The sequence below is a fragment of the Streptomyces sp. A012304 genome, assembly GCF_026008495.1.
Lineage (GTDB): Bacteria > Actinomycetota > Actinomycetes > Streptomycetales > Streptomycetaceae > Streptomyces.
The window spans coordinates 1-9,817 of the sequence record NZ_BQUN01000056.1 but is presented as its reverse complement, the minus strand read 5'-3'; the positions used below and the strand labels follow the sequence as shown (position 1 = coordinate 9,817).

General features: G+C 69.3%; 12 protein-coding genes. 9 read left to right on the top strand and 3 right to left on the bottom strand.

The features are described 5' to 3' along the window. Positions 1–69 precede the first annotated feature (69 nt). From ALMP_RS12350 to ALMP_RS12315, 8 genes are all read left to right on the top strand, one after another. A complete protein-coding gene (locus tag ALMP_RS12350) occupies positions 70–228 on the top strand; it encodes a hypothetical protein (protein ID WP_264927030.1) in 159 nt (52 codons plus the stop codon). Between the two features lie 77 nt (positions 229–305). Further along, positions 306–1,079, top strand: a complete 774-nt coding sequence (locus ALMP_RS12345) for an RNA ligase family protein (protein ID WP_264927028.1) — start codon at positions 306–308, stop codon at positions 1,077–1,079. 138 nt (positions 1,080–1,217) lie between these two features. Continuing rightward, positions 1,218–1,748, top strand: a complete 531-nt coding sequence (locus tag ALMP_RS12340) for a hypothetical protein (RefSeq protein WP_264927026.1) — start codon at positions 1,218–1,220, stop codon at positions 1,746–1,748. A gap of 192 nt (positions 1,749–1,940) precedes the next feature. Then, the gene (locus ALMP_RS12335; protein WP_264927024.1) at positions 1,941–2,435 is read left to right on the top strand and encodes a hypothetical protein; all 495 of its coding nucleotides are present in this window, start codon (positions 1,941–1,943) and stop codon (positions 2,433–2,435) included. A 48-nt stretch (positions 2,436–2,483) separates the two neighbouring features. Beyond that, the gene (locus tag ALMP_RS12330; RefSeq protein WP_264927023.1) at positions 2,484–2,741 is read left to right on the top strand and encodes a transporter; all 258 of its coding nucleotides are present in this window, start codon (positions 2,484–2,486) and stop codon (positions 2,739–2,741) included. Between the two features lie 244 nt (positions 2,742–2,985). Then, a complete protein-coding gene (locus ALMP_RS12325) occupies positions 2,986–3,405 on the top strand; it encodes a hypothetical protein (RefSeq protein ID WP_264927022.1) in 420 nt (139 codons plus the stop codon). Between the two features lie 258 nt (positions 3,406–3,663). Then, entirely contained in the window at positions 3,664–4,032 is a 369-nt protein-coding gene (locus tag ALMP_RS12320) for a hypothetical protein (RefSeq protein ID WP_264927020.1), read from the top strand. A 309-nt stretch (positions 4,033–4,341) separates the two neighbouring features. After that, entirely contained in the window at positions 4,342–4,761 is a 420-nt protein-coding gene (locus tag ALMP_RS12315; protein WP_264927018.1) for a hypothetical protein, read from the top strand. 95 nt (positions 4,762–4,856) lie between these two features. Here ALMP_RS12315 and ALMP_RS12310 read toward each other — a convergent pair whose 3' ends face one another. Both ALMP_RS12310 and ALMP_RS12305 read right to left on the bottom strand, forming a co-directional pair. After that, positions 4,857–5,495, bottom strand: a complete 639-nt coding sequence (locus ALMP_RS12310; RefSeq protein ID WP_007494468.1) for a hypothetical protein — start codon at positions 5,493–5,495, stop codon at positions 4,857–4,859. Positions 5,496–5,498: 3 nt separating this feature from the next. After that, complete coding sequence (locus tag ALMP_RS12305; protein WP_264927016.1) at positions 5,499–9,149, bottom strand: DnaB helicase C-terminal domain-containing protein; 3,651 nt, start codon at positions 9,147–9,149, stop codon at positions 5,499–5,501. Positions 9,150–9,292: 143 nt separating this feature from the next. Between ALMP_RS12305 and ALMP_RS12300 the strand changes: the two genes are divergently transcribed. After that, complete coding sequence (locus ALMP_RS12300) at positions 9,293–9,502, top strand: hypothetical protein (protein WP_264927014.1); 210 nt, start codon at positions 9,293–9,295, stop codon at positions 9,500–9,502. A gap of 102 nt (positions 9,503–9,604) precedes the next feature. On the opposite strand, the gene ALMP_RS12295 is transcribed toward ALMP_RS12300, so the two are convergent. Further along, positions 9,605–9,817 (bottom strand): hypothetical protein (locus tag ALMP_RS12295; RefSeq protein WP_264927012.1); only part of this gene is annotated, 213 nt, incomplete at its 5' end.

The following is a 9,817-nucleotide window of genomic DNA, read 5'->3' as shown; positions in this document are numbered from 1 at the left end:
GGGGCGAGTGATCACGCTCGTCGCCTCACCGCCCCCTCAGGATCGCGCCCACCCGAGCAGGAGGTCTCAATGAACAAGCTGGTGATCGGTCGCACAGCCGGAATCGTGCTGGGCCTCCTGCTCGGGCTCGCGGCCCTCGCGGTCCCCGCATACGCCCTCTACACACTGCATACCGAAGGCATGTCGGGCCTGTCGGCTGTGATCGGTTCACACCCCGGCTGCCGCTAGAAATTCTCTCGGGGTCGGCCGACACTCCGGCCGACCCCACCCCGTCCACCAACCGACACCCTCGACCTGGAGCAGTCATGCCCGCTCTCGCGAACCTCGATCTCGACGCGCTCAACTCGGCGACCAAGTACCCCTCGATCCTCACGTACCACGAGCTCGATCCGCGCAGCGGCGGGCTGCTGGAGACCGCGACCGCCTTCAGCGGCGACGTCATCCTCACCGAGAAGATCGACGGGACGAACGCGCGGATCATCACCCTCCCCGGCGGCGACTACTTCCTGGGCAGCCGGGAGGAACTGCTCTACGCACGCGGCGACAGGGTCTGGAATCCCAAGCTCGGGATCGTCGAGGCGCTCCGCCCGCTGGCCGAGCGGATCAGCGCACCCGCTGACGGCATCCGCGTGTACTACCTGGAGGTCTACGGCGGCAACAAGATCACCGCCGCGAGCAAGCAGTACACCGGCGGAACGACACTGGGGCACCGCCTCTTCGACGTGGCGGAGATCGACGCCGCAACCCTGGAGCTCCCGCAGGCCCGGATCGCGAGCTGGCGCGACGGCGGCGGCCAGTACTTCCACACTGAGGACGAACTCACCGAGACCGCGTCAGAGGAGGAGATCGAGATGGCGCCCCGCCTGGCCAGGGTCGCGGCCAGCGAACTGCCCACGGGCATCGATGAGATGCAGGCCTTCCTCACCCATCACCTGTCCAAGACCCTGGTCGCCCTCGACCCGGACGCCGGTGGCCGCCCCGAGGGCATCGTTCTGCGGACCACGGACCGCTCCGTGATCGCCAAGGCCCGGTACCAGAACTACGCGCGCACCCTCCAGCTCCGCGCCAAGCGCAGCTGACACCCCGCCCTTCCGGCAAGCAAGGGCGTCAAGCGGGGCGGGAGCGCAGCCTCCCGCCCCGCTTGTGGGTGCCCACCAGAACCGTGCTGAGCCCTCATCACGCCGCCCCCTGGCTCCTTCGCCGATCGGATAGATGACGTGGATCCCGTTAGCGCAACCCTTACCGGCCTGATCGGCCGCTACCCCTGCGCCTACAGCAACCGCACACAAGCGCTCCATCAGGCGCTGATCGTGCTCGGTAACGGCATGGTGTGGAGGCACGGCCTCCTGGTCGACCGGGCCGGAGACCCGCGAGACTGCAGGGACATCCACCAACGTTCCCGGCTCACCGCAGCCGAGACCAAGTTGTACGCCGCGGCCGGCATCACCCCGTCCACGGAACAGATCACCGGCGCCTGCCCGGCCGAGCCGGTGCGCGCCCGGGCCGCCGAGCTCGCCCATGAGCCAGGGCCGCTGGACCGCGAACCCTACCCGCCCAGCCTCCAGATCCCGCTGTTCCTCATGCCCGCGGACGCCGATCCGCACTGGCAACACGCCGCGCGCGAAATCGCCGCCGTCGTGGCGCCCTTGTGGCAACAGCCGTCCATGGCTGTGCTTGCCACCAAGAACGAGTACACCGCCCACCAGCGCACAGCCGCCCTGGAGCGCATTGCCACCCTGCTCACCTGACCCGTACCGCCAAGGCCGGCGCGGCACACGAGGAGGAGGACGGCGGGCGGGCGCGGATCGGTAAGGGCACGTCAGCTCTCCATTGCATAATTGGAATTACTGCCGTAGGCTTAGGTCAGGTCGGGGCGCAGGCAGCTCGCACGCTGGTCAACACTCCCCGCCTCCCCCATCCCTTCACCGCTTGGAGTACCGATGCGACCCACGCTGATCGATCCGTACACCTTCGTCATCCGCCGCCTGTTCCTGGCCTTCCTCCCCGAGGCCGAACCCGGCGAGTGCATGTGGCGCGAGGAAGGAAATCGGCCTGGCGAGCGTCGGTCACTGGATCAGATGTTCAGCGAGGAATGGATCGGCGACCCGGGCGTGAGCCTCACGAAGAAGCTGGCGGCCCTATTCGCAGAGCTGGGCTTCTGCGGCTTCGAGGCCACCAACGAGGAGCGGGAAGCCTGGACGGCGGCCAACGGCGGCCCCGATAGCGCTGCTTCGCCGGTGGAGCGCGCGGTCCGCCAACTGCACTGGGACACGGTCATGGCGGGGGCGCTGCAGGAGCACACGTCCATCTTGGGTCACACCCACCGATACCTTCCTGAGATACACCACCGACTCGCCGAGTGGTTCATATCCCTTGGATACCCGGCGACCCTCGATATCACCATGGATCGCCCCGGACTCCACGACTTGCCCTGACGGGGCAGGCATCATGATTGGACCGGGCCCGACCACCCCGGAGGCCTTGTGACCACCCCTACGCCCTCATCCGCGTCCGCACCGACGATCACCGATCGAATCCGCACGCTGGCCGAACGCCGTGAAGCACTCGGCCGACCGCTCGTCTACGAACACCTGCCCGCCATCCTGGACGGCTCCCGCCTTGCCAGCTCCCTCGACATCGCCCTCATCGCGACCGAGGCCGACGTCCTGGTCGAGCTCCTGCTCGGCACACGCCCGCGCAGGGCCGTCCTCACCTACGCCGACCTCTGGATGCTGCGGTAGGCGATGCGCGGCCGCAAGCCGATCCGAGTCACCGGGCGCACCGCAGCACCTCGACCGTCCTGGCTGGCCCTGCCGCAGCGGCCAGCCGGCGCAGGCCGACCGTGCGGCGGCGCGAGCTTCCATCGAACTAAGTTGTTTAATTGGATTTATTTCTGTAGAGTGGAGCTTGTTGTCAGCCAGTCCGCCCGACTCTCCGACGGGCGCACCCGACAGCCTCCCCGAGCGCCCCAGGAAGGAATCCCCCATGAGCAGCACCCGCACCAACGACGTCCGTGCCGAGCGTGACCGCCGGATGCATGCGGAGAGGCTCACGACCGCTGCGCATGCGGGTAAGTCCAACGCGCTGCGGCGGGGCACCACCTCGTTGGAGCGGCTGCGGGCACCGGAGCTGACGGCTGAGAACGTCCGCATGGACGGGTTCTTCGAGGCCATCACGCTCGCCCAGTACGAGACCGGACTGTGGCAGGCCCTCCTCGACACCCTCCAGTCGAGCCGCGACGCCGTGGCCACCTGGCACGGCCAGATGGCGAAGGCGGAGCTCGAAGCAGAGCGTCCGGAGGGCGGCATGGGCAATCCCGTTGCCGATGCCCGCCGTCACCTGTGGCTCAAAGCCAACCGCAACTTCGCCCGGGACGCCGCCGACTTCTTCCGTCGCGTCAGCTGACCCATGCGGGCCGGGGCCCCGCCGCGCGGCGGGGCCCCGGCCCGCGACCCCTTGAAGCATGCCGGCGGTGGTCGCCGACTACCTCAGCGCCCCTGCCTCGCTGCGCTACGACCGCTACTCGCAGGAGCGCTATGGGCGGCATCACGACAGCAAGTGCAACCGGCGCCGGCGACCCCGGCCGCGCCCACGGCCCATCAGGGCCGCGCCGCGACTGCGAGTTGGCGGAGCGACCCTCCCCCTACTGATCGATTGGACCCCATGAACGACTTCCGCCCCACCGACGCCGCCCTGGCCGGCCTGCGCCTGGACCCGCACGCCCGCCATGTGCCCGCCTGGATGTACGTCCAGCGGGCCGGGGACGGGACGGTCTCCTTCGTCGGCTCCAGCCGCGTCAGCGAGCCGGGCAGCCATGTCAGGGACGCGGACCACCCGCTCCACTACGGCAGTGCCCGCACTCATCAGCTCATCGTGGGGGAGTTGGTGGTCCGGCCTCATTTCATCGTCGGCACCGACGTCCTACGCGGTCAGGGCCTGGGCGGCATCGCGGCGCTGGGCGGCCACGACCTCGCCCGGCATCTCGGCTGCGGGGACGTGGTCCTCGACCCGTACGGCAAGCTACCGCCCTAATTGCTTAATTGGATTTATCGCTGTAGAGTTAGGTTCATCGGGTCGGCCACTTCGGGTCCGCCCTACTTCTCCGGAGGTTCAGACATGCAGCAGCGCATCAGGCATCTTCTGTCCACGGCGATCGCCAGCTTCCACGTGTCTCATCGTGCGGGCGACCCGTTGCCCCGCGACCGGTTATGACCGCGCGGCACGCGCCGCCTCCGCCCCCGCCCCACTCCGCCCCGGGCGGGCTTCCCCCGCCCGGGCCCCAGTACCGGGCGCGGCCCGCGCCCCTTCGGCGCGGGCCGCGCCGTTTCCAAGGAAGCCGACATGCCGCTCGACCTGACCTTCCCCGGCAGCCTCAACCGCGAGCCCCACTACCGCCGATACCTCCGGCCGGACGGGACGATTCACGTCGTGTGCGTGCAGGACTTCGACTACAGGGACTACGACGCCTCCCGGTTCGTCGACGAGGACACCTTCCCCACCAGCATGGAAGCCGAGACCGCGCCGATCTCCACCTGGCGGCTGGTCCACGCCGTCGAGCGCGGTGAGGACCAGGAGACGCGGGCGCAGGCCGCACGGAACCTCGAAGCGGTCCGCTGCCACGTCACCACGCCCGGACACCGCCCGCAGTGCCGTCCGCACGACTGCCGGTGCGGCTGTCCTCGAACCCAAGACTGCCAGGACTGCCACCGTTGCGTGTGCTGGCGCTCCGCGTGCTGCGCCGAGCAGCCACAGAACCACTGACAGCCGAATGACATGGGAGCGGGGCGGGAGGCAGTGCCTCCCGCCCCGCTCCCATGTTCCGGCCCGGCCGGCCTGCACCTCGAGCGCGGGACCGCTCAGGCGCCGAGGCCCACGTAGGAGACGTATGTGTAGGCGCCCCAGTCGCTGTCCAGGTCGGCGATGACGTCGTCCCAGATCTCCTCGAGCTTCTCGCTGTCGCCCTCCCGCATGGCGTCTACCGCGTCGTCCCAGATGTAGCGGACGTTCGGCAGGAATCGGTGCGCCTGTTCGCCCATGAGGTTCCGGCGCCGTGCGGGCTCGTCGACGAGATCCTGGTTGATGGGGTGGATCTCGATGGACGTGCCCCGGCCGCGGTTGTTCAGGTGCTGCTTGAAGGCCCCCAGGTTGTTCAGGAACCGCTCGGTGCGCAGGTTCCAGTACGCGGTGTCGATCTTCTCCTTGTTCGCGGGCAGTGGCTGTTGCGTGCCGTCGAACCACTTCTTCATCGTGCGCGGTGTCACGTCGATGCCGGCGTCGGCCATTGCCTGCCGGCCGGCGTCGCTGTCGAGGTAGTTCAGCCGCGCGTTCAACCCGCGGTTGGTGGTGACCGGGGAGCGGATGCCGCCCTCGCGGATCTGCCGGGACAGGGCTTCCTCCATGGCCGCGCCGAGCGCTTGGCCGCCGCGGACGTTCTCCGGGGAGCGGTTCGCGCCGAGGCGGCCGAAATTCCTCCAGCCGCTGTCGTCGTACGGCATGGGTTAGTTCTCCCCGAGGGTGTAGAGGCGCTTCTTCTTCATCTCGCCGGGCATCCGGCCTTCTTTCCAAATCTTCTGCCAGTCGCCGACGAGGTGGATCTCGTCTACACCGGCGACCTGCACCAGCGTAAGGCCTTCCTGATAGGCCCGGTGGGCTTTCAGCCAGAGGCTCGCGAAAGCCTGCGACCGGATGATGTGGACCCAGTCGGCTCGCCGGAGTTCCTGGTTCTTTCCTGATTCACCGATGGTTGAGGTAAATCGGGAGTACATCGCCTTGACGTACTCCTCGGTGGGCTTGTCGGATTCCTGGATTGCCTTGGTGCGTGCCTCGTTCAGGATGCGGCGGAACTTCTCCAGCAGGGCTTCCGTTCCGCCCGAGGTCCATGATTCCAGAATCCTCGGCGGGGCGGACAGGCCGAGTTCGTTGCAGCGGATCAGGAGCCGGACGGTGGCTTCGTCCAGCAGGTACGGGCCCGGCTCGACCCGTCCGCCCAGCGGGTTCGGGAGGTCCTCGTGAGGCCATTCGAAGTGGTCAACGCGGTGGATGCCGGACTCCTTGGGGAGGAACCCGCGGGTGTGGTGGCGCAGTGCGCCGATCGGCAGGTGAGTCTTGAAGGCTGACAGGTAGGCGCAGTTGGTGTCGAGGGCCGTCACGTCCAGCGGCTTTTGCATGCCCTTCTTCACCGCGGTTCGCAGGGCTTCATTGCGCCACTTGTGGCGCCCTTCCCAGATCTGGTCGGATTCCTTTTGTGACGGCTTGGAGAGGAATTCCAAGGGCTCCGGGTACACGGAATGCTCGTACGTGGCGCCGACCCTGGAGAGCTTGAACAGGGCCATAGCGTCCGGCACGGCCTTGCGCTTGAGTAGCTTGATCGCCTCGTCGACGTCGCCGTTGGTCTCCTGGAGCGCCTGGTCCACGGCGGCCGCGATCTTGTTGGTGAAGAAGGTGTAGGTGCGACCGCGCCGGACGTTGCCGGTGTCCTCCGGCGGCACCGTGGTGTCCTGGAACGTCGCCGATGTCTCCTCGTCCGGGTCGTACGGAGCATCGGCGGGGATCTGGTGCTCTTCGGTGTCCCGGGCCGGCTCCTGGACCGTCAGGGAGGCGGCGGGTGCAGGTACGGCCGCCGGGGTGATGCCGGCGGCGGCCGCGGCGCGGGCGTAGGCCTCCAGTGCAGCCCGGAGCTCTTGTGTCTCCTCGGTGTGCGGAAGTCGCAGGCGCTGGCCGGCCAGGGACGCTGTCCGCGCCCTCGCCTCGTTGATGGCCTGGTCGTCGCCCGTGCGGAGCGCGTCTCGCAGCTGGGACAGAGCGGATCGGGCGGTGAGGGACAAGGGCCCGGCATCGGTGAGCAGGGGAAGGGCCGCGGCGACCAGTTCGGTCTCCGCCGACCCGAGCTCCTTGGTGGCCGCCGGTGTGTCCTGCGGGTCGGGCGCCAGGGTTGTGGGGCGTTCCGGGCGGGGCGCGGAGACGGCGCCCGGCATCGGCGGCCGGGCGGCGGCGTATGCGGTCAGTGCCGCTGCCAGGCGTCGACCCTCGTTGGTGTCCGGGACTGTCGGATGGCGGGCGGCAAGGTCGGCCACCGAAGTCCGCAGGTCGCCCATGTCGCCATGGTCCCCGGTGCGGGCCGCTTGCCCGAGCGCGGACAGCGTGCCACGCAGTCGCGCGCCGATACCTTCTGCTGCCCCGAAGATGAACGGGTGCGCCGCCTGAAGGAGTTCGTGCTCGATCTCGTCCGTGATGCCGGCGCTGGGCGTCATGGTCGGGGTGGGCGGGTTGGGGTCGACGGCCTGCGGTGCCGTGGGCTCCGCGGCCTCGAGCGGATCGCTGAAGCGGGCACACGCCAGGTCCGCCCGCAGTTCGGTGCTCGCCAGGATTCCGAAGTCGCGTTCGGCGTAGGTGACTTCTGCCCGCTCGTCGGTCCGTGTCACTGTCAGGGTGACGTCTGCGTCCAGCGCCGCGACGAGGGGTGTCTCGTCTGTGTCGACCGCGGCCACGACGGGGATCTTCAGGCGCCGCGCCACGTGGGTCAGCGCCTGTGCTGCGGCCGGCAGGGCCCGCCCGGACAGGGGCACCGATGGGTCGTGGGCACGCTGCAGTCGGTCCACTACGACCAGGGCGAGCCCGTCGACGTCCTGCGCGGCCTCGGCAATGTCCGATGCGGTCAGCCCGGCCCCGTCGTCGATGTGCCAGACGTTTCCGCCCAGACGCGACAGCAGTTCACCCACGCCGTTCGCCTTGTCCTGTTCGTTTTCGGTGAGCTGGCCGGTGCGCAGGGCGCGGTAGTTCACCCCGGCCTCCGCCGCGATGACGCGCATCGCCACATCGGTGCGGGTCAGACCGGATGCCGCGTAGAGCACCGGGAGCTGTCGGCGCAGCGCCGTGTCCCGCGCTGCGGCTGCCACCAGCAGTGAGGGACCCGCGCCTGGGGCGCCCGCCACCAGCGTCAGCTTCCCGGGCTGCAGGCCGGCCACGACGCGGTCCAGGGCGGGGATTCCGAACCAGGCTGCCTCCGTCGGCGGCGTGTCGGATCCCTGAGGGGCCAGCACCTCCTGGAGGACGGCCTCCAGGGCCGCCACCGGCCGACGGCTCACCGCTCCTGTTCCGGCCTCGAAGTTGGCTGTCGGCTGGTCTGCAGGCGGTGCGTCGGCCTCGGGCGGAGGTTCGGCCGCGACAGCGACCGAAGCGACTGAAGTCCCGGTGCCGGAAGGGGCGGCCGACAGCTCCTCCGGGGCCGCGGCGTCGGTCCGGAGGTGATCGGCCGACGGTGTCACACCGGGCTGGTGTGCGGTGGCTCTGGCCGCCTCGTTGCGGGGCATGAGGACCGCGAGCGGCTTCCCGTTCCGCGCCACCACCACGCCGCGCGCAGCGTCCTGTGCTGTCGACTTGACCACCTCCTCAACCAGGGCGTCGAGTTCGCCGAGGACGTCGTCCGCGTCGTGCACGGGCCACGTCTTGAGCAGGCCTGCATATTCGGGGTTCAACGCCACGACGGGGATCAGCACCGCGCGGGGCGCCGTCGTGGACCGCGACCGGTACACCTCCACCCACACCTCGCCTGCTTCGGCTTCGTCCAGCAGCGACGTCCAGTCCCGGGTCACCTCTCGTACCGACAGCGTGATCTGTCGGCGCCCGAGCGCGGGAATCCGGATCGGGCCGCCGTCGTCAGGGAGCAGCGCGGCATTCACCAGTACGGCAACCGGCGTCTTGTAGTCCAGCAGGACCTGCGGCGTCCCCGGGGTGCCTTGGCCCCCGCTCCCCGCGGCCGCGGCCACCAGGTCCCCCAGCTTGGGCCGGGCAGCCGTTTTGGACAGCGACGGCCATCCTCCGACCTGCGCCCGCGCCGCCGCATCGAGCGCCTTCAGCGACACCAGGGCGGCCCGGACCTCTGTTCGCCCCGTCCCCTTAGTCACGACCGTCACGACACCGTCCCGCGCCTTGTCTACGAGGGGATACAGCTGCGTCCGCGCCACCGAGACGCGCAGCACCTCGGGCGCGCCGTCGGGGCCGGCGCCTGCCCAGACGGGCCCCGGCTCCGCCTTCGTCGCGTCGGGCGGCACAGAACGATCAGACATAAGCACTCCAGGAGACGAAGCATCCCGATGCGGCGTGACCGCCGCAGCAACACAAGAACCCGTAACAGACTGTCGGGTCGACACCGTAACAATAGCCCCGCAGTCGCCGCGACACCCGCAGAATGCGTAACAAAATCCGGAACGCGAGAGGGCAGCGCGCCGCATAGTCCGTAACACCCGGACGATTCGAGTTGGGTAATTGGAAATATTCCCGTAGGGTTCGCCATATGGATCGCATGGATCGCACCGGACTCGCCCGCCGCTCAGCCGCTGCGCTCGCCGCCCACGCCCCACACGTCACCGGAGCGGTAGCGCTCGCCGCCCTCGCACTGCTCGTACTCCCCTTCGACGGGCCGATGGCCGAGTTCATCATCGGGTTCGTCGGCGGCAGGCTCGGACCCCGAGTCGCCGTGCACCTGTCCAGCAGCAAGAGCTGACCGCCCGCCGCGCGGGGGCGTGCGCTCGGCCCCCGCCGCCTGATCACCCTCACCCGGGACCCACTGGATCACCCGCAGGCGCCTTTCCCCACCCGGCACACCTCAGGAGGCTTCGATCATGCGCAAGTGCAGAGCGTGCGACACCGTCAACGACTCTACGGAAAGGGTCTGCATGGTCTGCGACACGCCCTTCCCCCTCTCCTGCGTGCGCATCAACCTGACCGGCCGCAGGCGGCCGCGCCGGGCGCTGAAGGCGGGTTGACCGCGCCCGGCGGGGGAGGTGATCTCGCCCCTCCAGCAGGTGAAGGCGAGATC

Coding starts and splice junctions, on each gene's coding strand:
- ALMP_RS12350 (WP_264927030.1), top strand. CDS start 70: ATGAACAAGCTGGTGATCGGTCGCACAGCCGGAATCGTGCTGGGCCTC.
- ALMP_RS12345 (WP_264927028.1), top strand. CDS start 306: ATGCCCGCTCTCGCGAACCTCGATCTCGACGCGCTCAACTCGGCGACC.
- ALMP_RS12335 (WP_264927024.1), top strand. CDS start 1,941: ATGCGACCCACGCTGATCGATCCGTACACCTTCGTCATCCGCCGCCTG.
- ALMP_RS12325 (WP_264927022.1), top strand. CDS start 2,986: ATGAGCAGCACCCGCACCAACGACGTCCGTGCCGAGCGTGACCGCCGG.
- ALMP_RS12320 (WP_264927020.1), top strand. CDS start 3,664: ATGAACGACTTCCGCCCCACCGACGCCGCCCTGGCCGGCCTGCGCCTG.
- ALMP_RS12315 (WP_264927018.1), top strand. CDS start 4,342: ATGCCGCTCGACCTGACCTTCCCCGGCAGCCTCAACCGCGAGCCCCAC.
- ALMP_RS12310 (WP_007494468.1), bottom strand. CDS start 5,495: ATGCCGTACGACGACAGCGGCTGGAGGAATTTCGGCCGCCTCGGCGCG.
- ALMP_RS12300 (WP_264927014.1), top strand. CDS start 9,293: ATGGATCGCATGGATCGCACCGGACTCGCCCGCCGCTCAGCCGCTGCG.